The following is a 26,160-nucleotide window of genomic DNA, read 5'->3' on the forward strand; positions in this document are numbered from 1 at the left end:
CTAGAACTCAAACTGATAAAGCAAATCCAGGGCCTGGTCGAGACCAGACACTGCTTCCAAATAGAGCTTGGGCATCAGGCGATAACGCAGGGTTAAGGTCGCCAGTGAATCAAATATGCCAACACCGTATTTTACCTGTAGACCCGGCAGAACGTAGCCACTGACCTGGACCTGCTGGCTGTCCCCGACGCCGGCCGTATCCAGGGCGAGATTGCTTACGCCGAAGGTCTCCCCGATTTTACCCACAACCTGACCACTTTGCGCAAGCCCCAATCCCACTAATGCTGAGGTTACTGCACTGCTGTCGCTGCCATTCGCGTCCAGACCCTGGCCGCGAAGCAGGTAGGACAAGGCTTCCTGCTGTGACATCGCCGGATCGGAGAACACTTCCACCTTCGGCTCATCGGCCAGCCCGGTAACGCGCACGCCGGCGGTAACATCGTTTTCCGTCGCTTCCGGGTTACGGATCGCTTCAATATTCAGGTACGGCTGATCCGCCGGGCCGGAGAATTGCAGCTCACCTTTGCGCACAATCAGGTCCTGTCCGTAAGCATGGAAGCGGCCGGAAGGAATGTTGATCTGGCCGTTCAGCCCCAGGCCACGACGGTCTTGCACCATTTTCAGATCGCCATTCAGCTTGGCTTTCAGACCAAAGGCGCTGATGCGCACATCGTCACCGACGTGGATCACCAGGTTGCTGTTGATCGGAATAGCGGTCGATTTCGGCGCGATAGGCTGCAGGTTTTTATCCAGCAGCACTTCATCCGACGACACGCCCACCGCACTTTCCGGCACTTCCTGCACGTTGATGCGCGCCCATGGAATATCGACGCGGCCGTCGAGGTTGAACATTTCCGGCGTCGCTTCAAAGACCAGATCCGGCGAGACGTCCATCCGCACCATCGGCGGCACCGTCACGCGGATTTTATCACCCTTCGCGGCGATCCGTGCCCGCCAGGCATCCAGCACACTCCAGTCCGCGCCACCGCTTAAGGTCAGCTGGCCTTTCGAGGTCTGGATCAGACCTTCCAGCGTCGAGCTCATGCCGTTGAATACCATATTGAGGTTGGCGCTGGTCAGGTCGACCGGCATAAAGCTGCCGTCGACATCCACGTTCTTCAGCCCAAGCTGACCGAACACCTGCGGTTTCTGCAGGCTGCCACCCAGACGAAGGTTGGAACTGACGATCCCCGCCACCTTTTCGCCCCTCATCAGCGCCGGGTTCAGCAGCGCCAGCGACAGGTTGGCGATATTCACATTGCCTGAAAGGGTGCGTTTGCCTTCGGGATCGGCAATTTGCACGTTGCCATCCAGCTGGCCGTTATTGGCAATACGGATCAGCCAGTCCAGCTGAGCGCGGCCATTGCGCATCGCGGCATTCAGGTTCAGGGTGTCGAACGCAATCGGCAGCGTGTTTCCCTGCACGTTCTGCTCGACCTTCACGCCGTTGCCTTTCAGCGAGACGCGGCCCTGCGGTAAGCCACCATCGGCGGTCCAGCTGACGTCCGCATCCCCGCTGAACACGCCACGAAGCTGGGTGTCTTCACCGAGGAACGGCTTGGCCATCGCCAGGTCGAAGCGATTAAGCTGCACTTTGGCGTGGCCGGAAGGACCGGCGTCAATGGTTTGCGGCACGCAGAGCTCGGCATTCGGGTTGAGCCAGCAGTGCGGCCCGATGCTGACGGTCTGCTTGCTGTTGAGATAATCCAGCGCGATTGGGCGCGTCAGGCGCCATTCACCGACCGGAGTATCGAAGCGCGTATTGTTCAGCGTGCCTTTCCAGCGCTGCTCCGCGCGGTCAAAGCTGCCGTTCAGTGCCAGCTGGCCCGAGACCGGCTTGCCGTCGATATTCAGCTTCAGCTGATGCTGTTTTTCGCTGCCGCTGGCATCCAGGGTGATCTGCGAGATATCCAGCGCATCCTGCTTCAGTCGATCGACCTTCAGCGCCAGCTTGCCCTGAATTTGTTCGCCAGAACTGACATCGCCGTTCAGCGCGACGCGGGCAATGGTCAGCGCCTGCCAGCGCAGTCCGGTGGCGGTCAGATCCGCCAGCAGCTGTGGCTTTTTCAGATCGCCACGGGCTTTGATGGTGCCTCTCGCCACGCCGCCAAGGCCCGGCAACGCGTTGTCCAGATGCTGCGCATCAATATCCGCATCCAGGTTGAGCGTGTCGCCCAGCGATCCCTTCAGATTGATATTGTTGCGGCCCAGCACCAGCTTGAGACCCGGGATATCCCACTGGTTGTAGCTGTTGCCGTACAGGGAACCGTCTGCGGTGACCGCGTTTTGCTTGACGTTGCCGCGCAGTTTCAGTTCCGGCACGCGCATCTGCCAGCTGCCGCCATACAGGCTGCCGCGCGTGGAGATGTGACCGTCCAGCCTCGCCGGCCAGTCGGGGTATTGCTTCGCGGTATTGATGCCAGACAGCGTCAGATCGCTGCGCCAGCTGATTGCTTTGCTCCAGTCCACCAGCGCAGTCAGGTCAATATTACCTTCCAGCGCCGCAAGACGCAGTTTATCCAGCGAGAACTGCTCGATATTGCCTTTGCCGTCCAGCGCCACCGTGGCGGGCGGGATGCTCTGCCCCTTAAGCGCGGCCTTCAGCGACATCACGTAGTCCGTCGCCTTGCCTTTAAAGCTGAAGTTGAAATTATCTGCCTCGTACTGAATTTCACCGGTCAGCGGCCAGCGCAGCTGCGGGCTCTTCACGTTCATGGCCAGTGGCAGGCCCACGTCGGCCAGCCGGGTGTTGGCGTCCATCTGCACCTGAACCGGACCAGAAAGATTCAACGCCATATTGAGCTGCTCGCGCAGGCCCCCATCCAGCGTCATTTTGATCTTCTCACCTTTGATTGGATCGACGTTGACGGTGCTGTTCAGCGTGAATTTCACCGGCCAGTTGTCAGACAGCGTTGCCTGGCCCTGGGCGCTCAGCTGTCCCTGTGGCGAGTCGACATCCAGCGTTTCCAGATGCAGCAGTTTGTCCTGGGTTTTCGCTTTCACTAACAGGCGGTTAACGGTGATATCGGTATCGCCGGTGATGCGCAGCTGCTCGCCAAGGATCTGTTGCACATCGACATCCAGCGGCATGTTGAAATCAGGCAGATCCGGCAGCAACGGTTTGGCAAACATCGCTTTCAGCGTTTCGCCCAGCGGCGGTTCGTCGGCCTTCGGCTGCTGCACTTTTGGCTGCACGACCTGTTCATCGGCCACTTTCGCCGCCTTTGGCAGTGCGATCAGCAGCCCCTGAATATGGGTAGGATTTAGCGTCAGCGCACGGCCCTGCCAGCTGATGCCGGAGGTGAAGTCGGCGAGGGAAATCGCCGTGTCATCCACCTTCACATTGATATTGTGCAGCGCAAGCTGACGCAGCGTGATCGGATACGGCGTGCTGAGATCGCCAGAGGACGGCTCTTCTTCCGCCGGTGCAGGTGCCGCCGGCGCCATTTTCTTGCTGTCGACCACCACATTCACATCTTTCAGCGACAGGTCGTTGACGCAGAACGCACTGTGTTTCAGGCAGCCCAACTGTACCGCGAGGTGGAACTCGCCGGCGTTAACCGTCACGCCCGGCATTTCATACTGCACGCCGGTCAGCGTCAGGTTTCGCCAGCCGCCCTCGACCTGTTTGATTTGCAGCCCCGGAACCCAGCGCGCGGCACCGTTAAGCAGCAGATGCAGGCCGGGCGTGGTGCCAATTAAAAAGGCGATGCCGCCCAGCAGCACCAGCAAGAAGATCAGGATTCCAATAAGGACCTTTTTCCAACGACTCATAGTTCAGGCCCCAATCCGATATAAAACTGTACGTCACGATGTTCGTCATCGCCGATAGGACGGGCGATATCCAGCTTGACCGGGCCGACCGGCGACTGCCAGCGCACGCCAAAACCGGCACCGGTTTTCAGATCGGTCTGTTTGATGTCATTCACCGCTTCGCCGGAGTCGACGAACACCGCGCCCCACCATTTGCCGGTTACGTTGTATTGATATTCCAGCGAGCCGGTCGCCAGCTTGGACGCACCGGTCAGCTTGCCATCGTCATCACGCGGCGAGATGCCTTTGTATTTATAACCACGAATGCTGCGATCGCCACCGGCGAAGAAACGCAGGTCCGGCGGCACTTTGTCGAAGTCGTTGGTTTCAATCCAGCCGAGGTTGCCACGGGCCACAAAGCGGTGTTTGTCTGCCAGCGTACGGATCCAGACGTTCTGGGCTTGCACCACCGCGAAGTCGATATCCGATCCCCACGTGGTGTCAGAGACATCTAACGAGTAACGCTGCGAATCGCCCCAGGTGGGCATCAGTCCGCCACGTGAGCGGGTGCGGTTAACGCTGACGCCAGGGTAGATCAGCATGGTGGTGTTGGTGACGTTACCCTGAGTAAAGTGATCGAGGCTCCAGCGCAGGTTAATCGCGCGCTGCCAGCCGGAAGACGAGTCCCAGTAACGGGAGGCCGCCAGCGTGGAGGAGTCAGACTTGGTGTCGTTGAGGTCGGTTTTTTTCAGGCCGCCCTGCAGCAGGTAGTACTGCTCAATGGGATTTTTCAGCAGCGGGATTTTATAGCTGAAATCCAGCTGCTGTTCAGGGGCGGAGATATTGGCGCTGGTCGTCAGGCTGTGGCCGTAGCTGTTGACCCACGGCTTTTTCCAGGTGGCTTTCACCCGGGGCCCGACATCGGTGGAGTAACCGACACCGGTTTCAATGGTGTTCTCGGTGCGTGGGCTGACGACGCCATGCAGCGGCAGAATTTTGGTTTTTCGCGATTTACTGAATTCCGGTGCCACTACCACCGAGTTAAACCAGCCGGTGGCGGATAAACGGCGGTTCAGTTCCGCCAGGTCACGAGAGCTGTAATAGTCGCCCTTTTTAAACGGCACCAGGTTTTGCAGATACTCTTCACGAATTTGCGAGCCTTCAAAGCTGACGTCGCCAAAGCGGTAACGCTGGCCGCTGTCGTAATCGATATCCCAGAAGGCCTCACGGCGCTCTACAGAGACACCCAGCTGACTTTTTGTGTAGTCACCATCGAAGTAGCCTTTGCGCAGCGCCATGTTGCTGAGAGAGCTTTTAAAGCCGTCATAATCACTGTGGTTCAGTACGCCGCCGATTTTGCCACGGCCATTTTTGACCAGCGCCAGGTAATCTTTATCGGTGCGGGCTTCACCACGCAGGACCACCGTTTCACCGGCCAGCTTCACCGGTTCGCCGGCGGTGACTTTCGCCACCAGCACCGGCCTTTTACCGCCAGCCGGCGGCGGCTGTAGGTCGAACTCGATGGTCGGTTCGTAATAGCCCAGCGCCTTCAGGCCTTCTTTTACCGCATCACTGACACGGGCACGAAAACGTCCATCCGCCGAGACTTCATCGCTCGAAATGGTGGACAACCGCGCACGGACGTTCCTTTGTAACTCCCCCGATAACCCCGTCACCTGCAAACGCACGGTCGCTGCTTCAGCGAACGGTGCAGCAGCTAAAAGACCTAACATGCAATAAACATGAATTCGTGGCACGCTGACTCCTGATTATGATGCCGGCCCTTATTCCAGTTGGGCACAACGCTTTCTTTACGTTCTTTCCAGGCGCGGGATCCTGTAAGCATGGCAACTTTTTGCCGCTTATGGCCCTCTATTTGCCCGTAAAGCCAAATTTATTAACTTATTGTGTGCAAAGTATCGACACGTTACAACACAGGATCGTGATCGAATGTTACTTCGGCGCTCTCCTCAACCAGACTCGGATTAATCTCACCCAGCCCATCGCCGCAATTGTAAGCATGCGGCGGCACGGCTATAATCCTTTGCACAAGTCGTCTGACGGCTTGTTGACTGACTTCTGCCCCGGCAATCTTGCCGAACAGGCGCAGACATTTTTGGCACGGATAGCCGAGCTCTTATCACGGGACATGACGTCCGCAGATCCTCAAACGCTGCCCAGGCCAAAAATGACAAGTAATTAAACTCAAGGCCGGTTCCGGGCACTTTCACCTGATCGTTACTGAATCGAGCCATTTTATGGATGTTTTATGTTAGACAGTTTGCTTGTCATCGTACTGCTGATTGCGATCAGCTCATTTTTCTCATTGTCAGAAATCTCGCTGGCTGCAGCGCGTAAAATCAAGCTGAAGCTGCTGGCGGATACCGGCAATATCAACGCGCAGCGCGTGTTGAAGATGCAGGAAACACCCGGGATGTTTTTCACCGTGGTGCAAATCGGCCTGAACGCCGTGGCTATTTTAGGCGGTATTGTGGGCGACGCCGCCTTCTCTCCGGCATTTCGTTCTCTTTTTCTACGCTTCACCTCCCCGGAACTCGCCGAGCAGCTGAGTTTTATCTGTTCATTCACCGTGGTGACCAGCCTGTTTATCCTGTTTGCTGACCTGTTCCCAAAACGCCTGGGGATGATCGCGCCAGAGCAAGTCGCGCTGAAGATCATCAACCCCATGCGTTTTTGTCTGTTTATCTTCCGTCCGCTGGTGTGGTTCTTTAACGGCGGCGCTAACATCATTTTCCGCCTGTTTAAAATCCCGCTGGTGCGTAAAGACGACATCACTTCCGATGATATCTACGCCATTGTGGAAGCGGGTGCGCTGGCTGGCGTGCTGCGTAAGCAGGAGCATGAGCTGATTGAAAACGTGTTTGAGCTGGAGTCACGCACCGTGCCTTCTTCGATGACTTCCCGTGAGAACATCGTTTGGTTCAATTTGCACGAAGACGAAGACAGCCTGAAGGAAAAAATCGCTAATCATCCGCACTCCAAGTTCCTGGTGTGTAATGAAGATATTGACCATATCGTCGGCTATGTCGATTCAAAAGAGTTGCTGTTAAGGGTGCTGGGCCATCAGAGCATGGCGTTGAACAGCGGCGTGCAGATCCGTTCCGCGCTGATCGTGCCGGATACCTTGACGCTGTCAGAAGCGCTGGAAAGTTTCAAAACCGCCGGGGAAGATTTTGCGGTAATCATGAACGAGTACGCACTGGTGGTCGGCATTATCACGCTGAACGACGTGATGACCACTCTGATGGGCGATTTGGTCGGTCAGGGCATGGAAGAGCAGATTGTGGCTCGTGACGAGAATTCGTGGCTGGTTGAAGGCGGTACGCCGATTGATGACGTGATGCGCGTGCTGCATATCGATGAGTTCCCGCAGTCCGGAAACTACGAGACCATTGGCGGCTTTATGATGTTTATGCTGCGTAAGATCCCGAAACGCACCGATTTTGTGAAGTTCCACGGCTATAAGTTCGAGGTGGTGGATATCGACAGCTATCGTATCGATCAGCTGTTGGTGACGCGGATTGATGCCCGTCCAACCACCGCGGCGTCGGTGTTAACGTCGGTGCCGGAAGAGTCGTAGCGGAAAGCAGGAAACAGAAAGGCGCGAGAATTCGCGCCTTATTTTTTTAGTTAAATTCGGTCTGTAATCGCAGTACCTGGCGGTTCACTTCTGACATCACGCTGTAATGCTGTTTGTCTTTAACGCGTGGGATCAAGATTTTGCCTTTATCGAACTCAAATGCGCCTACGTCTTTGATGTATATCCTGCCGCGAAACAGTGTTTTTACGTATTTGGCCACCTGCAGCGGATTATATCGCTGAAAGATCTTCATGCTGGTAATACTCCTGAAAAAGATATGTGCGCTGCGTCGTGTCCAATTTCGGTACGAATCCTTGCAGCGCAAAGTGGATTCACTATAGACCAACATCGCCTTCCTGAAGTCCGAAAACCGACTTTTTTTCCTGTTTTTACACATCATGACAGTACAGACTGCCTGCTGGTTATGTCGAAACAGTATAAACCTTCAATTGAAAGGGATTTGTGCTGTGTGTTGCAAAGATGTTATTCCGATGCGACAGCAGCATCTTCTGCGCTTATTATTGCAGGAACATGACTAACTGGTCGGATCACATCAAAAGGTCGAGTCCATGAATACCGTTCGCTTATTTTTTGTTCTTATCGCGCTTTGTTTCTCCTCGTTTGCCGGCGCACATGGTTTTGCAGAAGGTCAACGCGTGCCTGCCGTCGGCATCACGGATAAAGGTGAGCTGGTGTTGAAGCAGGATGATTTCAGTTATCAGAACTGGAACAGTGCAAAGCTGCCGGGCAAGGTGCGGGTGATCCAGCATATTGCCGGGCGCTCTTCTTCCAAGGAGAAGAATGCGGCATTGATTGAAGCCATTAAGTCGGCGAAGTTTCCGCATGATCGTTATCAGACCACCACCATCGTCAACACTGACGATGCGATCCCCGGCACCGGGATGTTCGTTCGCAGCAGCATCGAGAACAACAAGAAGCAGTTTCCGTGGTCGCAGTTTATCGTCGACAGCAACGGCGTAGCCAAAAAGGCCTGGCAGTTGGATGATGCCGGATCGGCGATTGTGGTGTTGGATAAAGACGGTAAGGTACGCTTCGCTAAAGACGGTGCGCTGACGCAGGATGAAGTGAAGAACGTAGTGGCGCTGGTACATAAGTTACTTGAGTAGGCGCGATAGCTGGGGTCGGGTTAGGGTTAGGGTTAGGGTTAGGGTTAGGTCAAAACCGGCTCAGTGGTATGGCGTCAGCATAGAGCGCGTTATCCGGGACGCCGTAAATCCATCCCTGGAGGCTTGGCTGCGGCATCCCTGCCGCAGACACCCGGCTAACGCGCTCTATGCCGCCACCCAATAGCATTGGTGTCGCTGAGTGGCTTGGTGGACGCACAGGTCAAAAGCAGGCTGTTGGGTGGGTTTTGAAGTCTGTTGCTCGTGACGCTGAGTGGGTTTTGAAGTCTGTTGCCCGATAAGAACAGGCAACGCTGAAGCTTTGGGGAAGGGAGAGAGGGGGGAAAAGCAAAGCATCGGCGACAGGGATGTCGCCGCTGAGCCCCCAGGGATGGGTCTACGGCGTCTTTGTGTTCCCCCCTCTCTCCCTGAGCAAATCACCAGAACATCCAGACGACTTGCTCAATAACAGCAAAAGCGCGCTCTAACCTTGCCACCGAAACATCCAGACGACATACCTCACCACACAACAATCAGAACAGCGAAACGCGGAAGCCCGGATTCAGGAAGGATTCACGCGGCGTGTAGTCGAGGGTTTTGCCCTGCCAGTCATGCACATAGGCACCGGCAGCGATGGCGACCGCGTGACCTGCGCCGGTGTCCCAGATATTGGTTGGCCCGAAGCGTGGATAAAGCTGCGCTTTGCCTTCTGCCACCAGGCAGAACTTCAGCGAGGAGCCGATGGCCGTGGTCTGGTGCTCACCCAACTGGCTTAAATAGTCTTCCAGCTCGGTATCTGAGTGGGAGCGGCTGACGACCACCAGCGGCGGATGCGCTTCACGCACCTGAATCTGCTCGTGATGACCGCCCTCGTCTTTCCATGCCTTACCGTCAGCAGCGGAATACATTACCTGCAGCACCGGCGCGTACACCACCCCCAGCACCGGCTTGCCGTTTTCGATTAGCGCGATATTGACGGTAAACTCGCCGTTGCGCTTAATAAATTCCTTGGTGCCGTCCAGCGGATCCACCAGCCAGTAACGCTGCCAGTGCTGACGCACATCCCAACCCGCCGGATCTTCTTCCGACAGTATCGGGATTTCCGGGGAGAGGTCGGTAAGCCCCTGAACAATCACGTTATGGGCCGCAATATCCGCCGCCGTCACCGGCGAATCATCGGATTTGTGAGCCACATCCATCGGTGCCTGTCCGTCATACACCTTCATGATTGCATCGCCTGCTTCCCTGGCCAGCTGGCAAATTTTGTCTAACATATTCCACCTCTTGATTAGCATCTTGATGCCGGACTCTGCCGGCAGGTGTTACCTATCAGGCCGCCTTTTTTACAGCTGAAAACCTCTACTGATCATAGCAGCTGAATTTTAGCCGCCTGTCGCGCTGCGGCTCGGGTCCGCTAATTTCGACAGATTAAGTAATAAGTTGACCTTAGTTATCAACAGCATAATTCATTTTCTCTCCCGGAACCCCCTGTTTATCCCACCAGGGTCATAAGAGGTAAATATTTGTGGCAGATCACAGTTATGTGAGACACAACGTAACAGTTTCATAAAAATTTGAGATGTTAGGGAGTGATGGCATCGAAATTTACGGAGAAATGATGATTAAGCCTGTTTATACCCTCGCAGCTCTGCTGGTTGCGACCTCACTGCCTGCGGCCACGGTGGATTTTCGCCTGCTGGAAACCACCGATCTGCACAGCAATATGATGGATTTTGACTATTACAAAGACACGCCGACCGAAAAATTTGGCCTGGTGCGCACCGCTACGCTGATTGACGCCGCGCGCAAAGAAGCGACCAACAGCGTGCTGGTCGACAACGGCGACATTATTCAGGGAAGTCCGCTTGGCGATTATATGGCGGCCAAAGGCCTGCAGCAGGGTGAAGTGCATCCGGTGTATAAAGCGATGAATACCCTCGATTATACCGTCGGCAACCTCGGCAACCACGAATTCAACTATGGCCTGGACTACCTGCATAAAGCGATTAGCGGCGCGCGGTTCCCGTATATCAACGCCAACATCATTGATGTCAAAACCGGCAAGCCGCTGTTCACCCCTTATTTGATTAAGGACGTCGAGGTCACCGACCGTGACGGGAAAAAACATACGCTGAAGGTCGGCTATATCGGCTTTGTGCCGCCGCAAATTATGGTCTGGGACAAAACCAACCTGACCGGCAAAGTCACGGTGAATGACATTACCGAAACCGCCCGCAAGTGGGTGCCGGAAATGCGTAAAGCCGGTGCCGATCTGGTCGTCGCGATTCCGCACTCCGGGTTGTCAGGCGATCCGTATAAGGCCATGGCCGAAAACTCCGTCTACTACCTCAGCCAGGTGCCGGGGATTGATGCAATCCTGTTTGGACATGCTCATGCGGTGTTCCCGAGCGCCGACTTTGCCAGCATTAAAGGCGCTGACATCAAGCAGGGCACGCTGAACGGCATTCCGGCCGTCATGCCCGGCATGTGGGGTGATCACCTCGGTGTGGTCGATCTGGTGCTGGATAATCAGCAGGGTCACTGGCAGGTCAGCAGCGCGAAGGCCGAAGCGCGCCCGATTTACGACAAGACAGCGAAAAAATCGCTGGCGGCGGAAGATCAGGCCTTGTTGAAGGTGATGAAGCACGATCACGATGCCACCCGCGAGTTTGTTAGCAAGCCAATCGGTAAGTCGGCGGATGTGATGTACAGCTATCTGTCACTGGTGCAGGACGATCCGACCGTGCAGATTGTGAATAACGCCCAGCGCGACTACGTGCAGCGCTATATTCAGGGCGATCCGGATCTGGCTAACCTGCCGGTACTGACCGCAGCCGCGCCGTTCAAGGCCGGTGGACGCAAGAACGATCCCGCCAGTTATGTCGAAGTGGAAAAAGGACAGCTGACCTTCCGTAATGCCGCCGATCTGTATCTTTATCCTAATACGCTGGTCGTGATGAAAGTCAGTGGCAAAGAGGTTAAAGAGTGGCTGGAATGCTCTGCCGGCCAGTTCAATCAGATTGATATCCACAGCAGCAAGCCGCAGTCGCTGATTAACTGGGATTTCCGCACCTACAACTTTGATGTGATTGACGGCGTTAATTACCGCATTGATGTCACCCAACCGGCGAAATACGACGCCGAATGTCAGCCGCTCAATGCCAATGCCTCACGTATCAAAGATCTGACCTACAACGGCAAAGCCATCGATCCGCAGGCGACGTTCCTGGTGGCCACCAATAATTACCGCGCGTATGGCGGCAAGTTCGCCGGCACGGGTGAAAGCCATATTGCCTTTGCCTCGCCGGATGAGAACCGCTCGGTAGTGGCGGCGTATATCAGCGCGCAGACCAAAGCGCAGGGAGAAGTGAAACCGCAGGCGGATAATAACTGGAAGCTGGCGCACATAGAGAGTGCCACGCCGCTGGATATTCGCTTTGAAACCTCACCGGGTGAGAAAGCCGCTCAGTTTATTCGCGAGCACGCGCAGTATCCGTTACAGCAGAAAGGGACTGATGAGGTAGGGTTTGCCGTTTATCAGCTAGATTTGCAGAAGTAATGATGAGTGGGCCAGGCGTCCCTGGCCCGAAATCTTACAGGATTTCTAACAACTCAACTTCAAACACCAGGGTGCTGAATGGCGGGATAGAGGCACCCGCACCACGCTCACCGTAAGCCAGCTCATGAGGGATAACCAGCTCCCACTTGGAACCGACTGGCATCAGCGTCAGCGCTTCAATCCAGCCTGGGATAACGCCGCTAACCGGGAACTCAGCCGGCTCGCCACGCTGTACAGAGCTGTCGAACACGCTGCCGTCGATCAGTTTACCGGTGTAATGCACGCGTACGCGATCCTGACGGGATGGGATAGCACCCTCGCCCTGCGCAATCACGCTGAACTGCAAACCAGACTCGGTGCTGCTCACGCCTTCACGCTTGATATTGTCTTGCAGGAATTTCTGACCTTCTACTGCCATTTCCTGCTGGCGCTCACGACGCACGGCATCCGCACGCTCATGAACTTCACGCAGCGCACGGTGAACAACGTCAACAGGTACAGCAGGGGCGTTCCCTTCCAGCGCATCGCGCAGGCCTGCCAGCAATGCTTCTGGCTGCAGACCCTGCAGTCCAGATTCCAGCAGCTGCTGGCCAACCTGTAAACCGATACCGTAACTTGCTTGCGCTTCTACGCTGTCAAAAGAAGGGGTAGTCATGGAATTTCCTTTCATCATTGATAAAAACAGAAGACGAAGCATAACAGCGCAGGCAACGGGCGTAAAATGGCATCTTCTTCAGGTGACTTTTGCTGGCTAAAAGGAAACAATACGCGGATCCCACGGGCGGAATAAACTCCGCACGCACAATGCGTTATCAGCTATATTTTAGTCGAGGTCAAAATGGGCCATCTTGCCCGCAGGCGAAGGAAAAGCCAGTCGCTTTCTCTAAACGGGTGGTTTCACCGGATAGCAAAAAGCTCACTATTTGCGCGTGGTTCGCGCCAGGAGGATGACGCAATGCCCAAAGCGTCTTCAGCATCACGAGTACCCCACTTCTTCCGCCAGATCTGGCATCTGCCGGATTCCGTCCGCTGGATGGACCCGCTGCCGCCGGGCCATCGTCGGGGGATCATTCTCGCTATCATTGTGATATTACTGGCGTTCCTCTGGCCAGCGCCCTCACCTATGCAGCCGCAAAGGCCTATCACGGCCGACTCGTCGTCCGGAACAGAGGTGCCGATGCAGGCGGAGATTAGCGACCAGCAGCCGGAAACGCCTCAGGCGCCGGCGAAAACCAGCAATGATTCTCAGGGCACCTGGCACAGCTATCAAATCGCATCCGGCCAGACGCTGGCGCAGCTGTTCCGCGACAATAATTTAGCCGTGAATGATGTGTTCGCGATGGCGCGGGTGGAAGGCGATGATAAGCCACTGAGTAATCTGAAAACCGGTCAGGCAGTGCGTGTGCGTCAGAATGCGCAGGGCGTGGTGAATGGATTAACGGTAGAGACGGACAACGGGCAGATTTTGTTTACCCGCCAGCCAGACGGAACCTTTATTCGCGCGCAGTAAAGCCCGATCGACAAAAACAAAAACGCCGGCACGTGGCCGGCGTTTTTATGCGGTAGCGTTAGCGATTAAGCTGCTGAAACCACGTTTACAATCAGTTTTGCCAGCACATCGCTGTGAACCTGGAACTCAACTTCATGCTCACCGGTAGTACGCAGAACGCCGTTCGCCAGGCGAACTTCGCTCTTGTTCACTTCAACGCCAGCTGCAGTTACTGCATCAGCGATGTCGCGAGCACCGATGGAACCGAACAGTTTACCTTCGTCGCCTGCTTTAGACGCGATAGTAACGTTGCCCAGTGCGTTGATTTTCTCAGCACGTGCATTAGATGCAGCCAGAACGTCAGCTTGTTTAGCTTCCAGTTCTGCACGACGTGTTTCGAAGAACTCAACGTTTTTCTTGGTAGCAGGAACAGCTTTGCCCTGTGGTACCAGGAAGTTACGAGCGTAGCCCGCTTTAACGTTAACCTGGTCACCCAGGTTACCGAGGTTTGCTACTTTATCAAGCAGAATAACTTGCATTACCTTATCCTCTTAAAGTCGTTAATAGACAGCGGCCAATATTACTGATGACGATCAGTGTATGGCAGCAGGGACAAGTAGCGAGCGCGCTTGATGCAGCGGGCCAGCTGACGCTGGTATTTTGCACGAGTACCGGTAATACGGCTCGGGACAATTTTACCACTTTCGGTAACGTAGTTTTTCAGCGTAGCGATATCTTTGTAATCAATCTCTACAACGCCTTCCGCGGTGAAACGGCAGAACTTGCGACGACGGAAATAACGTGCCATTAGGCTAGTCTCCAGAATCTATCAATTCAATCTGCTCGGCATGCAACACCGTCTTATTCAGTCCATTACGCCCTTGATGGCTGCTAATGAAACCTGAAACGGTGAGAGGCGTGCCGACCGTTATACTTTGAGTAATGTGCTGATGCGCTTTGCCGCTAATAATGACCGGCATACGACACCACGCTTGCCGGGTAAAACCGGCTTCCACCTGCTCGGAACGGTGCTCAAGCACGAACTGGCAATGTGGAATACCTGACGGGCTCACTTTACGCATCGGTGTCTTGCACACGGTGCCAGACAACGTCAGCCGATTAGCCGTCACGGTAAATTACTCTTCAGAATCCCCAGCATCTGCATCATCAGAGGTTTCGTTAGCAAAATCTTCGCGACGATCACGACGCTCATCTTTCGCTTTAACCATCGGAGATGCTTCAGTTACCGCGTGCTTAACGCGCATAACCATGCTGCGGATAACGGCGTCGTTGAAGCGGAAGTTAGTTTCCAGCTCATCGATCACTTCCTGCGGAGCTTCTACGTTCAGCAGAACGTAATGTGCTTTGTGCAGTTTGTTGATCGGGTAAGCCAGCTGACGACGGCCCCAGTCTTCCAGACGGTGAATCGTGCCTTCTGCACCAGTGATAGCACCAGTGTAACGCTCGATCATGCCAGGAACCTGTTCGCTCTGGTCAGGGTGTACCATAAATACGATTTCGTAATGACGCATCGAATTTGCTCCTTACGGATTATTCAGCCTCCTGTCAGGGTCAGCCGCGGCCCATGGAAGCAAGGAACGTGTATGTTTGAGCGGCTGAAAAAATTGACGCGTAATCATACTGGCGGGGCGGGGAAAACTCAAGGTAATGTCGGGGCGGGGAGTAAATAATTTGTCAATTTCGCGGCCAGGCACAGGGGCATTCTGTGCTAACTGAATAAGATCATCAGCTTAGCCTAAAAGTCGTTCAAAAAAGTTGATCTAAAACAGCAAGAATTACTAATACCTTTTAGGTCGCAGTGGGCTAAACTATACAGGTTGCTTATGACACGACCCTGACGTCCGCGTCAGACGGTATTACCAGATTGTGGAGTTATTATGAAAACCATCGCAATCGCCTCCTTACTAGGTCTCTTCCTTTCCACATCCGCCTTTGCCATTTCGACCGGCACCGAGCAGCAGGTGAAAAGCTACACCAGCAATGCGGCGAACAGTTATGTCTATATTAACCGGATACCTTCTCCGTTAGACAAAACATCGCATAAAGCCCCAACTACCGCAGCAGAGCGACTGTCCAAACAGTTGTAGCGGTGAAGGGTCCCGGGCTTCCCCGGGAACTTGCCTTATAAATGATGCTTAAAAAACGCCGCTATCGCTGTCAGTGCTGGCGGAGTGATGCGATGCCCGATGCCGCTTTCGACGATATACGTCAGATTCGCATCGAGCTTCGCCTCGCGCATCGCTTTTTCTAACCTGACGCTCTCAGCGGCAGGCACCACCTCATCCGCTTCGCCATGCCAGACCAGCAACGGTCGGTTAGCCAGTTTTTCCAGCTGGCCGCTGACGTCATACGCCGCTAACGGCGCCAGTCGGTCTGCCAGTTCCTTTTTCTGCTCAGCGGTTTTGGCCACCCGCGGCGGGAACAGCGTGTGCGACAACGACATAAAATAGCCCGACCCCATCATACTGGCGACACAGGCTATCTGGCTGTAACGGGCCATTGCGCCCAACGCGGTCATGCCGCCCATCGACGCCCCCGCCACCGCAAACCGCCCCCCTTCGATCAAATGCTGCTCGCGTAATGCCGCCTCAATCCGTGGCACCTCATCAATATTGCTTTTCAGGATCTCCCAAAAGTGCGTTAGCCGGTGTTCCGTGTCGCCGTTATACCGCGCGCCGTGCATATCAGCATCCGGCATCACCACCCGGAAACCGGCCTGAGCCAGCTCGACGGCAAAATAGGCGTACACCTCTTTGGAAGAGGTGAAGCCATGCCAGAACAAAATGGTCGGTAAGGGCGTGTGGCGTTTACCGGCTGGCGTGGCGTGCAAACAATCGATGCCGGCAAAAGATTCGGTAGCAATCTCAATCATTAAGCCTCCATGGGAAACAGGGTGTAGTGACAGGGCGCCAGCGGGTTGCGCTGGAATTTGAGTTTATTATCTAAACCGTTAGCCTGCTCACAAAATTAAAAACTAAAAGTTTCAGGTCTGTTGCCGTTAACCGATGCAAGCCCCTTAAACCTTCAACAGGCCTCCCATGAAAAAAATCTCATTCAGGCGCTGGAGCCTTGGCGTCAAGCTCTCGGTGATCACCTCATTCAGTGTCGCCATATTGTTCCTGATCCTGACGCTGGCGCTGACCCATAATGCGGCAAAACAGCTGCAGGCGTTGACCCAGGAAAATATGGATAACCAGGTCAGCGGCATTGGCGATATGGCGTCGATGTTTGACAGTACGCTTAGCGAAGAAGTCGCCAATTATACCGCGCTGTTCCAGAGCTTCTTACCGAAGCGTTTTTCCGTGGACGACAGCCAGCAAATCACCGTTGGCGCGGAACAGACCCCCACGTTACGCGCCGGGCTGAAAACCCTTAACCTCGATCAGGTGCTGGTTGATGACTTCCAGCAGCGTACCGGCGCGATCTCCACCATTTTTGTGCGCATGGGCGACGACTTTATGCGTATTTCCACGTCTCTGCGCAAGCAGGACGGCGAACGGGCAATCGGCACCCGCCTGGATCACACCAGCCCGGCCTGGAAGCTGATGCAGAAAGGGGAAATCTATCAGGGCGTGAGCATGCTGTTCGGCAAGCGCTATATCACCCAGTATCAGCCGGTAAAAGACAGCGAAGGCAAGGTGATTGCCATCCTGTTTGTCGGCGTGGACATTACCAAGCAGTATGCCGAAATTCGCCAGAAGGTGCTCGTCAAGAAACTGGGCGAAACCGGCCATTTTGTGGTGCTGGACAATGCGGCCGGTAAAAATCACGGCAACTTCGTGTTCCACCCAACGGAGGAAGGCAAGCAGCCACGTTGGTCAGACGCGGTCCAGCAGCAGCTGTTGACGCAGGACAAGGGCACGCTGGAAGCGGAAGGCGAAGATGGCAGCCGCCAGATCATGACCTGGCGCCATCTGCCGGAGTGGAACTGGGTGATCCTCGGCGAAGTGAACAAGGCCAGCCTGCTGGCACCGATTGATCAGACCCGCGATCTGTTCCTGCTGATTGGTGCCGCGCTGGTTCTACTGTTTGCCCTCGGCTTCGTCATCACAACCCGCCACTGGCTGAGCAAGCCGCTGCAGGAAGTGATTGAACTGGCGCGTCATTACTCTGCAGGCAACCTGCAGGCGAACCTGACCACCCAACGCCATGATGAAGTCGGGCAGCTGATCCTGGCCATCAATGGCATTGGCGACGGGCTGGAGCGGATTGTTTCGCAGGTCCGCGCAGCCGCAGAAGAGATCAGCAGCGGGACGGATGCCATTGCACTGAGCAGTGAGAACATCAGCGAACAGATCTCCCGCCAGGCCAGCAGCGTGGAAGAAACCTCTGCCAGTATGGAGCAGATAAGTGCGACCGTGGCGCAGAACGCCGCTAACGTCTCTGAGGCGCTGACGCTGGTCGATGAAGCCTCTGCGGTGGTGCAAAACGGCGGCGAGACCGTGTCGCGCTCCGTAGTCACCATGACGGATATTAAAAGCGCCTCGCAGAGCATTGCCGACATCACTCACGTAATTGAATCGATTGCCTTCCAGACCAACATCCTGGCGCTGAACGCGGCGGTGGAAGCGGCACGGGCGGGTGAGCATGGCAAAGGCTTCGCGGTGGTGGCGGCCGAAGTGCGTGCGCTGGCACAACGCAGTGCGCATGCGGCGAAAGAGATCGACGGACTGATTGAAAACTCGTTAAGCAAAGTGGTTCAGGGGCACGATCTTTCCGAGCAGACGCGCAAGGCGATGGAGGATATCGTGGGGCGCATTGGTCAGGTGAAGGTGTTGATGAGTGAGATTAATATCGCCTCGAAAGAGCAGTCCGCCGGAATTGGTCAGGTCAACATTGCCATGAACCAGATCGGTCAGGCGACGCACCAGAACACCGAGCTGGTATCGACCTCTGAACAGACTGCACACGAACTGAGCCGCAAAGGCCACCATCTGACTCAGCTGGTGAGTGTATTTACGCTGAAAGGCTAATAATCACGGTGGGATAGCTTACACTATGAGCTATCCCATTGCTGAGATCGCACTATGAACCGGTTACTGACAGTCCTCTTGGTTTTGCTGACCGTTGGCTGTAGCCAGTTACAGACCCAACCTCAACCGCCACCTCCACCGACTTCACACGCGCAGGAAGTCACGCGCGCGCAAAGCCTTAACCTGCGAAAAATCGGCACCGTCAGCGTCAATGAGCGCGGTTCCCCGGATGATGCGCAACGCGCGATTGCCGCGAAGGCCAATGCAGCGGGTGCAACCTATTACTATATCCAATTGGTCAGTGAGACGATAATGCCTGGGCTCTGGTACTCCAGTGCGATCCTGTATGGCCCTTCAGCCGCCGCTGGCGCGCAATAACAGCCGTTCCGCCACCGTTTCCGGCAGCCGGAAAAACCCTCTGCGATCCAGCATCTGGCGGCACCAGGCATCCGCCAGCGCAGGTTCCAGCTGGGTCATCACCTGTACACCGCAGGCCAGCGCGAATAAGCCTTCAGTCAGGTTACGTGCCTGCGCTTCCTGCGGTTTGCCGGCAGCAAGCTTGATCTGACGCCATAAGCTGTCGAAGTGGCGGTTCTGCCCTTTCACCACGTCGAATTCTGCTGACAGCATCTCCCAGACGCCAGGCTGCTTGCTCAGCACCCTGAGCACATCCAGGCACATCACGTTTCCCGATCCTTCCCAGATGCTGTTCACCGGCATTTCACGGTAGATACGCGGCAGCTCGCTCTCTTCGCAATAGCCAATACCCCCGAGCACTTCCATCGACTCGGCCACAAAGCCGATGCCGCGTTTGCAGACGACATATTTGGCGGTGGGCGTAAAAAGTCGGCTGAAGAGTTTTTCTGACTCACTGGCCGGTTTCGACCAGGCGCGCGCCAGCCGCATCAGCATCGCCGTTTGCCCTTCCAGCACCAGCGCCTGGGAAGCTAACAGCTGCCGCATTAGCGGTTGATCAACGAGGTTTTTCCCCAATACCTGACGATGATGCGCGTGATACAGCGCGACCGAGAAGGCGCGGCGCATCATGGCGTGGCTGCCTAACGCGCAGTCAAACCGGGTATAGCCGCCCATTTTCAGGATCTGCCTGATGCCTTCGCCCTCTTCACCAATCAGCCAGCCGCTGGCAGCCAAAAATTCCACTTCACTGCTGGCATTGGAGCGATTGCCGAGCTTTTCTTTCAGCCGCTCGATATGCACCGCATTTTTTTCGCCACCCGGTAGCAGTCGTGGCAGGAAAAAGCAGGATAGGCCGCCTTTTGCCTGAGCAAGAACCAAATGCGCGTCGCTTTGCGGCACCGAGAAAAACCATTTATGACCGGTGAGCCGATAGCATTCTCCACTCCCGCGAGAGACAACGGGCTCAGCGCGCGTGGTATTGCTGAGCACATCGGTGCCGCCCTGTTTTTCGGTCATTCCCATGCCGATCAGCAGCCCTCTTTTCAGCGGCGCCTCTTTGATGTGTGCATCATAGCGATCGGACAGTAAGGGCGGCAGCCAGTCGGCAAAGGCCGCAGGCAGGTGTTTCTGTAATAACGGAATGGCACCGAAGGTCATGGTAACCGGACAAAGGCTGCCCGATTCGACCTGGGCATGCAGTATAAAGCGCGCCGCACGGGCAACAAAAGCCGTCTCCGGGGCCTTATCCAGCCAGGGAAGGTTATGCACGCGATTGGCCGTCAGCCCCTGCATCAGCAGATGCCAGGCCGGGTGGAAGCGCACATCATCCAGCCGTTCGCCGCAGGGATCGTAACGCAGGAGTTCGGGCGGATGGCTGTTGGCCAGCCGGCCCAGTTCCATCGATTCGGCACTGCCCAACTGCTGCCCGACCGACGCCAGAAGATCGCCATCCCATCCCGCGCCTTCACGAAGCACGGCATCACGCAGAGGGGAGTCAGAAAGAAACAGGTTGCTGTTCGCCAGAGGGAGAGGTTGATTAAAAACGGTATGCGTTTTCCAGTTCATCGCGGCATCCTTATCATTAGCACTCATTCAGTATGAGAGACAGACAGGAACTGGGGGGATAAAGAAGGGAAATTCGGGGCGCAGGTCACGCCCCGGAGAGATTACTTACTGCTGCGCTGACGCACCGCTTCGAACAGGCAGACGCCGGTTGCCACAGAAACGTTCAGCGACGAGACGCTGCCAGACATCGGAATGCTGATCAGCTCATCGCAGTGCTCGCGGGTCAGGCGACGCATGCCCTCACCTTCTGCACCCATCACCAGCGCCATCGGGCCGGTCATTTTGCTCTGGTACAGATTGTGATCGGCTTCACCGGCGGTACCGACAATCCACACGTTAGCATCCTGCAGAACGCGCATGGTGCGCGCGAGGTTCGTCACGGTGATCAGCGGAACATGCTCTGCCGCGCCGCTTGCCACTTTTTTGGCGGTGGCATTCAGCTGGGCAGAACGATCGCGCGGAACAATCACCGCGTGAACGCCCGCCGCATCGGCGCTGCGCAGGCAGGCACCGAGGTTATGCGGATCGGTAATGCCATCGAGGATCAGCAGGAACGGCGAGTCCAGGCTTTCCAGCAGATCGGGCAGGTCGCTTTCCTGATACTGACGGCCAGGCTTCACCCGCGCCACGATCCCCTGATGCACGCCGCCTTCGACCTGGCTGTCCAGCCACTGACGGTTAGCGATCTGCACCACAATGCCCTGGGCTTCCAGCTCTTTAACCAGCGGCTGCAGGCGCTTGTCATCACGCCCTTTAAGGATAAACACTTCCTGAAAGCGCTGAGGACTGCTGTCGAGCAGCGCCTTTACGGCGTGAATACCAAATACAATTTCACTCATTAATCTGTTACTCAATTAATCTTGTTAGGCCATGACTGCGATGCCGGATAATCGCTTATGCCGGATTGTCAGTCTTTTTCTTCGCCGCACGACGTGACCGGGTTCCGGACGCGATTTTACGCGTTTTGTCTGACGGTTTTCTCGGCTTTTTGTCTTTTTTGGCACCCGCATCAGCTGTAGCCGCGGTTTCCTGGCTCTTCGGCGCACGGAAAGAAGCGTCCGGCTCAAAGGTGCCTTTTTTGCCCTGGTCGCGACGGCGCTTACCGCTACTCTGCGAGGCAGGTTTCTTGGCGCGATCGCGCTCGGTTTTGCCTTCGCCACGCGGTTTACGGCTGCTGGAGATCATCGCGAAATCAATTTTCCGCTCATCCATGTGCACCGCTTCAACCCGCACTTCGACGGTATCACCAAGGCGATAGGCTTTGCCGCCGGATTCGCCGATCAGACGCTGACCCACCGCATCAAAACGGTAGTAATCGTTGTCGAGGGTGGAGACATGCACCAGGCCATCGATAAACAGATCGGTCAGGCGGACAAAGAAGCCAAAGCCGGTGACGCTGGAGATCACGCCGGTAAAGGTTTCGCCCACCTGATCCTGCATAAAGTCGCATTTCAGCCAGTCAGCCACATCACGCGTGGCTTCATCGGCACGACGCTCGGTCATTGAGCAATGCTGGCCCAGTTGCAGCATCTGCGGCATCTCGTAGTGGTATCCGCCGGTTGGCGTGGTGATACTGCCTTCCGCCAGCGTGCCGTTTTCTTTTGCCAGCAGGTACTTAATCGCACGGTGCAGCAGCAGATCCGGGTAACGACGGATAGGCGACGTAAAGTGCGCATACGACGCCAGAGCCAGACCAAAGTGGCCACGGTTTTCCGGGTCGTAAACCGCCTGCTTCATCGAGCGCAGCAGCATGGTTTGCAGCATTTCTGCATCCGGACGGCTGGAGAGTTGCTTAAGCAGCTCGGCGTAATCCAGTGGATGCGGTTTGTTGCCGCCGCCAAGCGTCAGGCCCAGCTCGTTCAGTACCGAGCGGAAGCTCTTGATGTTCTCTTCACCAGGACGGTCATGGTCACGGAACAGGGCTGGCTCGTTGTTTTTCTCAACGTAGCGGGCAGACGCGATGTTCGCGAGGATCATGCACTCTTCAATCAGCTTGTGCGCATCGTTGCGGGAAACCTGCTCAACGCGTTCAATGCGGCGATCGGCATTGAAGACAAATTTGGCTTCGTCAGTTTCGAAGGAGATACCGCCACGCTGTTCGCGCGACTTTTCCAACACCAGATACATGCGGTGCAGCTCTTCCAGGTCTTTGACCAGCGGCTGGTATTGTTCACGCAGCTCCTGGTTGCCCTGCAGAATGCTCCACACTTTGTTATAGGTCAGACGCGCCCACGAGTTCATTACCGCTTCGTAGTGCTTATAGCCCGTCAGCTTGCCGGTTGAGGAGATGGTCATCTCACAGACCATACACAGACGGTCTACCTGCGGGTTCAGAGAACAGAGACCGTTAGAGAGCACTTCCGGCAGCATCGGCACAACCTGCGAAGGGAAGTAGACCGATGTCCCGCGGTTAACCGCTTCGTCATCCAGCGGCGTACCGGGGCGAACGTAATAGCTCACATCGGCAATCGCCACCCACAGACGCCAGCCGCCGCCACGTTTTCTTTCACAGAAAACGGCGTCATCGAAGTCACGCGCATCTTCACCATCAATGGTGACCAGCGGCAGATCGCGCAGATCCACACGTCCGGCTTTGGCTTCTTCCGGCACTTCTTCTTTCAGCTTCGAAATCTGTTGCTCCAACTCCGGTGACCAGGCGTGAGGAATGTCATGGGTACGCAGCGCCATTTCCACGGCCATGCCGGTGCCCATGTTATCGCCCAGCACTTCGACCACTTTACCCACGGCTTTGCTGCGGCGGGTTGGACGCTGAACCAGCTCCACGACCACCACAAAGCCCATGCGGGCACCCATCAGATCTTCTGGTGGGATCAGGATATCGAAGCTCAGACGGCTGTCATCAGGCACCACAAAGCCGACGCCGGCTTCGGTGAAGTAGCGTCCGACGATCTGGTTGTTACGTGGCTCAAGCACCCGCACAACCCGGGCTTCGCGGCGACCTTTACGGTCTGCGCCCATCGCCTGCGCCAGGATGATGTCGCCGTGCATGCACATTTTCATCTGATCGGCAGACAGGTACAGGTCGTCTTTGCTGCCTTCAATACGCAGGAAGCCGAAGCCATCGCGGTGGCCGATCACCTTTCCGCGCAGCAGGTCGAGGCGTTCTGGAAGGGCATAGCACTGGCGACGGGTGAAGACCAGCTGGCCATCACGTTCCATCGCCCGCAGACGGCGGCGCAGCGCTTCGGTCTGCTCTTCGTCTGAAATTGACAGTTCGGCTGCAAGCTCTTCACGGCTGGCGGGTTTTTCGCGTTTATCCAGATGGGCTAAAATAAACTCGCGACTTGGAATGGGATTGTCATATTTTTCTGCTTCCCGTTCCTTAAATGGATCTTTTGACATAGCGGTTCCTCCGTTGTCATCAACTGCTGAGTGAAGGTTGTTCAACCAGCAATAATTTATAGAGCGGATGGTTGTCTTCCAGCAGATCTGCCAGGGTATAGCCATCCAAAACGGCCAGAAAACTCTGGACCGCATCATAGAGCGCCTTCTTAAGGCGACAGGCCGGACTAATGAGACAGGGTTGGCAATTCACCAACTGTAGCGGCTCCATTTCCCGAACGACCTGGCCAATCACAATCTCTGAGGCTGGCTTGCCTAAACGGATCCCGCCGTTCTTTCCGCGCACCGCGGCAACGTACCCCGCCCGACTAAGTTGATTGATGATTTTGACCATATGATTACGCGAGACACCGTAAGCCTCTGTTACTTCGGTAATGCTGGCCATCTGGCCTGCCGGCAAGGCGGCCAGATAGATCAGCGCACGTAAACCATAATCGGTGAAACTTGTTAGCTGCACAGTAACCTCGAAAGCTCGGCCGACTGCCAGAAGCGCTGCCGTAATCCGCTCATAAATGAGTGTGTTATCAATGATGATAAACCAGCCTGCGTATTCGAGGCCATTTTATTTAAGCAAGCGTTGATAAAGAGAAAACAAGGTGGGAAGCGCAGGCGGATAGAGTAAGGCCGGGCATTGCCCGGCCTCAGATAACTTATGCGTCAAACGGGTCGCGCAGGATCATTGTCTCACTACGATCCGGGCCGGTAGAGATGATATCTATCGGTACGCCAGTTACTTCTTCTACACGCTTGATGTAGTCAAGCGCGGCCTGTGGCAGGCCATCCAGCGTTTTCACGCCGAAAGTGGTCTCAGACCAGCCAGGCATGCTTTCGTAGATTGGCTCGATGCCTTCCCAGCCTTCTGCTGCCAGCGGCGTGGTGGTCACTTCGCGGCCATCCGGCATACGGTAAGCGACACAGATTTTCACTTCTTTCAGGCCATCCAGCACGTCCAGTTTGGTCATGCAGAAGCCAGAAAGGGAGTTGATCTGTACGGCACGACGCACGGCAACCGCATCCAGCCAACCGGTACGGCGACGACGGCCCGTTGTGGCACCGAATTCGTTACCCTGCTTGCACAGGAACTCGCCGGTTTCGTCGAACAGCTCAGTCGGGAATGGACCTGCGCCAACGCGGGTTGAGTAGGCTTTTACAATGCCCAGCACGTAATCCACATAACGTGGACCGATGCCCGAACCTGTTGCCACGCCACCTGCGGTGGTGTTGGATGAGGTCACGTACGGATAGGTACCGTGGTCGATGTCCAGCAACGTACCCTGCGCACCTTCAAACATAATCAGGTCGCCACGCTTACGCGCACCGTCCAGCAATTCAGAAACGTCTACTACCATGCCAGTGAGAATATCGGCAATCGCCAGCGTATCGCTCAGCACTTTGTCGTAGTCAACCGCTTCTTCTTTGTAGTAGTTCACCAGCTGGAAGTTGTGATATTCCATCACGTCTTTCAGCTTAGCGGCGAAGGTTTCCTTGTTGAACAGATCACCCACACGCAGACCACGACGGGCCACTTTATCTTCGTAAGCCGGGCCAATACCGCGACCGGTGGTGCCGATGGCTTTCGCACCGCGCGCTTTCTCACGTGCCACGTCCAGTGCAACGTGGTATTCCAGGATCAGCGGGCAGGCTTCAGAAATAAACAGACGTTCACGTACCGGGAAGCCGCGATCTTCCAGACCTTTCATCTCTTTCATCAGCGCAGCCGGAGACAGCACAACACCGTTGCCGATGATGCTGGTCACGTTTTCACGCAGAATACCTGATGGAATTAAATGGAGGACGGTTTTCTCACCGTTGATGACTAGCGTATGGCCAGCGTTATGGCCACCCTGATAACGAACAACGTATTTTGCACGTTCAGTCAGGAGGTCAACAATCTTACCTTTACCTTCGTCACCCCATTGGGTGCCCAGTACGACGACGTTCTTACCCATTTCTCAAAATCACCGATTGCTTAAAAATGGATTCTACCACCGTAAAACCCGTCTTTCAGCTCTTTTAGCATACGATTGCGGACTTTTTTCCCAGATCTCACCCGCCGCTGTGCGAACTGATCATGTAGTAGATCACCGCGCCGGCCACCACAAGGCCACCACCAAAACGCCGTAACAGCGTGTCAGGCAATTGCGCCATCGATAAAATCATCCGCCGCCACATGCGCGGCAGCAGTACCGGGCCCAGGCCTTCCAAAACCAGCACTAACGCCAGCGCCATCCAAATGGTTGGGTTCATTATGTTTTCCGCTACAGACAATAAAAAAGGGGCCGGATAATCCGGCC

Annotated in this window: 23 protein-coding genes; 7 read left to right on the forward strand and 16 right to left on the reverse strand. The window is 55.6% G+C overall.

Going from position 1 to position 26,160, the window contains the following annotated elements; genetic code table 11:
- Entirely contained in the window at window positions 1-3,774 is a 3,774-nt protein-coding gene (tamB, locus tag AC1UKS_RS19750) for an autotransporter assembly complex protein TamB (protein ID WP_482434949.1), read from the reverse strand.
- The gene (gene tamA, locus AC1UKS_RS19755) at window positions 3,771-5,486 is read right to left on the reverse strand and encodes an autotransporter assembly complex protein TamA (protein WP_482434950.1); all 1,716 of its coding nucleotides are present in this window, start codon (window positions 5,484-5,486) and stop codon (window positions 3,771-3,773) included. Before tamA ends, tamB begins: the two co-directional genes overlap by 4 nt.
- 536 nt (window positions 5,487-6,022) lie before the next feature.
- Here tamA and paeA point away from each other — a divergent pair.
- The gene (gene paeA, locus AC1UKS_RS19760; protein ID WP_265911507.1) at window positions 6,023-7,354 is read left to right on the forward strand and encodes a polyamine export protein PaeA; all 1,332 of its coding nucleotides are present in this window, start codon (window positions 6,023-6,025) and stop codon (window positions 7,352-7,354) included.
- A gap of 46 nt (window positions 7,355-7,400) precedes the next feature.
- Here paeA and AC1UKS_RS19765 read toward each other — a convergent pair whose 3' ends face one another.
- On the reverse strand, window positions 7,401-7,607 hold the full coding sequence (locus tag AC1UKS_RS19765; protein ID WP_013200508.1) for a DUF1107 domain-containing protein: 207 nt from the start codon (window positions 7,605-7,607) through the stop codon (window positions 7,401-7,403).
- Window positions 7,608-7,923: 316 nt separating this feature from the next.
- On the opposite strand from AC1UKS_RS19765, the gene AC1UKS_RS19770 reads away from it, so the two are divergent.
- Window positions 7,924-8,481 carry a YtfJ family protein gene (locus AC1UKS_RS19770; protein WP_013200507.1) on the forward strand — a complete coding sequence of 186 codons (558 nt, stop codon included), beginning with the start codon at window positions 7,924-7,926 and terminating at the stop codon, window positions 8,479-8,481.
- A 530-nt stretch (window positions 8,482-9,011) separates the two neighbouring features.
- On the opposite strand, the gene cysQ is transcribed toward AC1UKS_RS19770, so the two are convergent.
- On the reverse strand, window positions 9,012-9,752 hold the full coding sequence (cysQ, locus tag AC1UKS_RS19775) for a 3'(2'),5'-bisphosphate nucleotidase CysQ (protein WP_482434952.1): 741 nt from the start codon (window positions 9,750-9,752) through the stop codon (window positions 9,012-9,014).
- A 344-nt stretch (window positions 9,753-10,096) separates the two neighbouring features.
- Here cysQ and AC1UKS_RS19780 point away from each other — a divergent pair, with 344 nt between their 5' ends.
- The gene (locus AC1UKS_RS19780) at window positions 10,097-12,037 is read left to right on the forward strand and encodes a bifunctional 2',3'-cyclic-nucleotide 2'-phosphodiesterase/3'-nucleotidase (RefSeq protein WP_482437054.1); all 1,941 of its coding nucleotides are present in this window, start codon (window positions 10,097-10,099) and stop codon (window positions 12,035-12,037) included.
- Window positions 12,038-12,071: 34 nt separating this feature from the next.
- On the opposite strand, the gene bamJ is transcribed toward AC1UKS_RS19780, so the two are convergent.
- Window positions 12,072-12,692: a BamJ family beta-barrel-assembly machinery protein gene (gene bamJ / locus AC1UKS_RS19785; RefSeq protein ID WP_013200504.1), complete on the reverse strand. Its 621-nt coding sequence runs from the start codon at window positions 12,690-12,692 to the stop codon at window positions 12,072-12,074.
- Window positions 12,693-12,992: 300 nt separating this feature from the next.
- On the opposite strand from bamJ, the gene AC1UKS_RS19790 reads away from it, so the two are divergent.
- Window positions 12,993-13,547, forward strand: a complete 555-nt coding sequence (locus AC1UKS_RS19790) for a LysM-like peptidoglycan-binding domain-containing protein (protein WP_482434953.1) — start codon at window positions 12,993-12,995, stop codon at window positions 13,545-13,547.
- A gap of 65 nt (window positions 13,548-13,612) precedes the next feature.
- Here AC1UKS_RS19790 and rplI read toward each other — a convergent pair whose 3' ends face one another.
- Genes rplI through rpsF form a run of 4 tightly spaced genes read right to left on the reverse strand, consistent with a single transcriptional unit; the run spans window position 13,613 to window position 15,058 of the window.
- Window positions 13,613-14,065, reverse strand: a complete 453-nt coding sequence (gene rplI, locus AC1UKS_RS19795; RefSeq protein ID WP_013200502.1) for a 50S ribosomal protein L9 — start codon at window positions 14,063-14,065, stop codon at window positions 13,613-13,615.
- A 41-nt stretch (window positions 14,066-14,106) separates the two neighbouring features.
- The gene (gene rpsR / locus AC1UKS_RS19800; protein WP_004392491.1) at window positions 14,107-14,334 is read right to left on the reverse strand and encodes a 30S ribosomal protein S18; all 228 of its coding nucleotides are present in this window, start codon (window positions 14,332-14,334) and stop codon (window positions 14,107-14,109) included.
- 4 nt (window positions 14,335-14,338) lie between these two features.
- On the reverse strand, window positions 14,339-14,656 hold the full coding sequence (gene priB / locus AC1UKS_RS19805) for a primosomal replication protein N (protein WP_482434954.1): 318 nt from the start codon (window positions 14,654-14,656) through the stop codon (window positions 14,339-14,341).
- Window positions 14,657-14,662: 6 nt separating this feature from the next.
- Window positions 14,663-15,058: a 30S ribosomal protein S6 gene (gene rpsF, locus AC1UKS_RS19810; RefSeq protein WP_013200501.1), complete on the reverse strand. Its 396-nt coding sequence runs from the start codon at window positions 15,056-15,058 to the stop codon at window positions 14,663-14,665.
- 366 nt (window positions 15,059-15,424) lie between these two features.
- Here rpsF and AC1UKS_RS19815 point away from each other — a divergent pair, with 366 nt between their 5' ends.
- Window positions 15,425-15,634, forward strand: coding sequence for a hypothetical protein (locus tag AC1UKS_RS19815; RefSeq protein ID WP_041691874.1), 210 nt, complete (start codon window positions 15,425-15,427; stop codon window positions 15,632-15,634).
- Between the two features lie 35 nt (window positions 15,635-15,669).
- Here AC1UKS_RS19815 and yjfP read toward each other — a convergent pair whose 3' ends face one another.
- Window positions 15,670-16,419: an esterase gene (yjfP, locus tag AC1UKS_RS19820; RefSeq protein ID WP_482434955.1), complete on the reverse strand. Its 750-nt coding sequence runs from the start codon at window positions 16,417-16,419 to the stop codon at window positions 15,670-15,672.
- Between the two features lie 166 nt (window positions 16,420-16,585).
- Here yjfP and AC1UKS_RS19825 point away from each other — a divergent pair, with 166 nt between their 5' ends.
- Together AC1UKS_RS19825 and bsmA are read left to right on the forward strand one after the other, a co-directional pair.
- Entirely contained in the window at window positions 16,586-18,520 is a 1,935-nt protein-coding gene (locus AC1UKS_RS19825; RefSeq protein WP_482434956.1) for a methyl-accepting chemotaxis protein, read from the forward strand.
- Between the two features lie 54 nt (window positions 18,521-18,574).
- Complete coding sequence (gene bsmA / locus AC1UKS_RS19830; RefSeq protein ID WP_265911518.1) at window positions 18,575-18,898, forward strand: biofilm peroxide resistance protein BsmA; 324 nt, start codon at window positions 18,575-18,577, stop codon at window positions 18,896-18,898.
- On the opposite strand, the gene AC1UKS_RS19835 is transcribed toward bsmA, so the two are convergent.
- The 6 genes from AC1UKS_RS19835 to AC1UKS_RS19860 all read right to left on the reverse strand — a co-directional run bounded on the left by AC1UKS_RS19835 (window position 18,875) and on the right by AC1UKS_RS19860 (window position 26,113).
- A complete protein-coding gene (locus tag AC1UKS_RS19835; RefSeq protein WP_482434957.1) occupies window positions 18,875-20,503 on the reverse strand; it encodes an isovaleryl-CoA dehydrogenase in 1,629 nt (542 codons plus the stop codon). The genes bsmA and AC1UKS_RS19835 overlap by 24 nt on opposite strands.
- 101 nt (window positions 20,504-20,604) lie before the next feature.
- Complete coding sequence (rlmB, locus tag AC1UKS_RS19840) at window positions 20,605-21,342, reverse strand: 23S rRNA (guanosine(2251)-2'-O)-methyltransferase RlmB (protein WP_013200497.1); 738 nt, start codon at window positions 21,340-21,342, stop codon at window positions 20,605-20,607.
- A gap of 55 nt (window positions 21,343-21,397) precedes the next feature.
- Window positions 21,398-23,866, reverse strand: coding sequence for a ribonuclease R (gene rnr / locus AC1UKS_RS19845; RefSeq protein WP_482434958.1), 2,469 nt, complete (start codon window positions 23,864-23,866; stop codon window positions 21,398-21,400).
- Window positions 23,867-23,885: 19 nt separating this feature from the next.
- The gene (gene nsrR / locus AC1UKS_RS19850) at window positions 23,886-24,323 is read right to left on the reverse strand and encodes a nitric oxide-sensing transcriptional repressor NsrR (RefSeq protein ID WP_013200495.1); all 438 of its coding nucleotides are present in this window, start codon (window positions 24,321-24,323) and stop codon (window positions 23,886-23,888) included.
- Between the two features lie 193 nt (window positions 24,324-24,516).
- Window positions 24,517-25,815: an adenylosuccinate synthase gene (locus AC1UKS_RS19855; protein WP_265911521.1), complete on the reverse strand. Its 1,299-nt coding sequence runs from the start codon at window positions 25,813-25,815 to the stop codon at window positions 24,517-24,519.
- Window positions 25,816-25,912: 97 nt separating this feature from the next.
- On the reverse strand, window positions 25,913-26,113 hold the full coding sequence (locus AC1UKS_RS19860; RefSeq protein ID WP_013200493.1) for a DUF2065 domain-containing protein: 201 nt from the start codon (window positions 26,111-26,113) through the stop codon (window positions 25,913-25,915).
- Window positions 26,114-26,160 lie beyond the last annotated feature (47 nt).

The sequence above is a fragment of the Erwinia sp. AK-PDG3-5 genome, from assembly GCF_056821705.1.

Coding starts and splice junctions, on each gene's coding strand:
- tamB (WP_482434949.1), bottom strand. CDS start 3,774: ATGAGTCGTTGGAAAAAGGTCCTTATTGGAATCCTGATCTTCTTGCTG.
- tamA (WP_482434950.1), bottom strand. CDS start 5,486: ATGTTAGGTCTTTTAGCTGCTGCACCGTTCGCTGAAGCAGCGACCGTG.
- paeA (WP_265911507.1), top strand. CDS start 6,023: ATGTTAGACAGTTTGCTTGTCATCGTACTGCTGATTGCGATCAGCTCA.
- AC1UKS_RS19765 (WP_013200508.1), bottom strand. CDS start 7,607: ATGAAGATCTTTCAGCGATATAATCCGCTGCAGGTGGCCAAATACGTA.
- AC1UKS_RS19770 (WP_013200507.1), top strand. CDS start 7,924: ATGAATACCGTTCGCTTATTTTTTGTTCTTATCGCGCTTTGTTTCTCC.
- cysQ (WP_482434952.1), bottom strand. CDS start 9,752: ATGTTAGACAAAATTTGCCAGCTGGCCAGGGAAGCAGGCGATGCAATC.
- AC1UKS_RS19780 (WP_482437054.1), top strand. CDS start 10,097: ATGATTAAGCCTGTTTATACCCTCGCAGCTCTGCTGGTTGCGACCTCA.
- bamJ (WP_013200504.1), bottom strand. CDS start 12,692: ATGACTACCCCTTCTTTTGACAGCGTAGAAGCGCAAGCAAGTTACGGT.
- AC1UKS_RS19790 (WP_482434953.1), top strand. CDS start 12,993: ATGCCCAAAGCGTCTTCAGCATCACGAGTACCCCACTTCTTCCGCCAG.
- rplI (WP_013200502.1), bottom strand. CDS start 14,065: ATGCAAGTTATTCTGCTTGATAAAGTAGCAAACCTCGGTAACCTGGGT.
- rpsR (WP_004392491.1), bottom strand. CDS start 14,334: ATGGCACGTTATTTCCGTCGTCGCAAGTTCTGCCGTTTCACCGCGGAA.
- rpsF (WP_013200501.1), bottom strand. CDS start 15,058: ATGCGTCATTACGAAATCGTATTTATGGTACACCCTGACCAGAGCGAA.
- AC1UKS_RS19815 (WP_041691874.1), top strand. CDS start 15,425: ATGAAAACCATCGCAATCGCCTCCTTACTAGGTCTCTTCCTTTCCACA.
- yjfP (WP_482434955.1), bottom strand. CDS start 16,419: ATGATTGAGATTGCTACCGAATCTTTTGCCGGCATCGATTGTTTGCAC.
- AC1UKS_RS19825 (WP_482434956.1), top strand. CDS start 16,586: ATGAAAAAAATCTCATTCAGGCGCTGGAGCCTTGGCGTCAAGCTCTCG.
- bsmA (WP_265911518.1), top strand. CDS start 18,575: ATGAACCGGTTACTGACAGTCCTCTTGGTTTTGCTGACCGTTGGCTGT.
- AC1UKS_RS19835 (WP_482434957.1), bottom strand. CDS start 20,503: ATGAACTGGAAAACGCATACCGTTTTTAATCAACCTCTCCCTCTGGCG.
- rlmB (WP_013200497.1), bottom strand. CDS start 21,342: ATGAGTGAAATTGTATTTGGTATTCACGCCGTAAAGGCGCTGCTCGAC.
- rnr (WP_482434958.1), bottom strand. CDS start 23,866: ATGTCAAAAGATCCATTTAAGGAACGGGAAGCAGAAAAATATGACAAT.
- AC1UKS_RS19855 (WP_265911521.1), bottom strand. CDS start 25,815: ATGGGTAAGAACGTCGTCGTACTGGGCACCCAATGGGGTGACGAAGGT.
- AC1UKS_RS19860 (WP_013200493.1), bottom strand. CDS start 26,113: ATGAACCCAACCATTTGGATGGCGCTGGCGTTAGTGCTGGTTTTGGAA.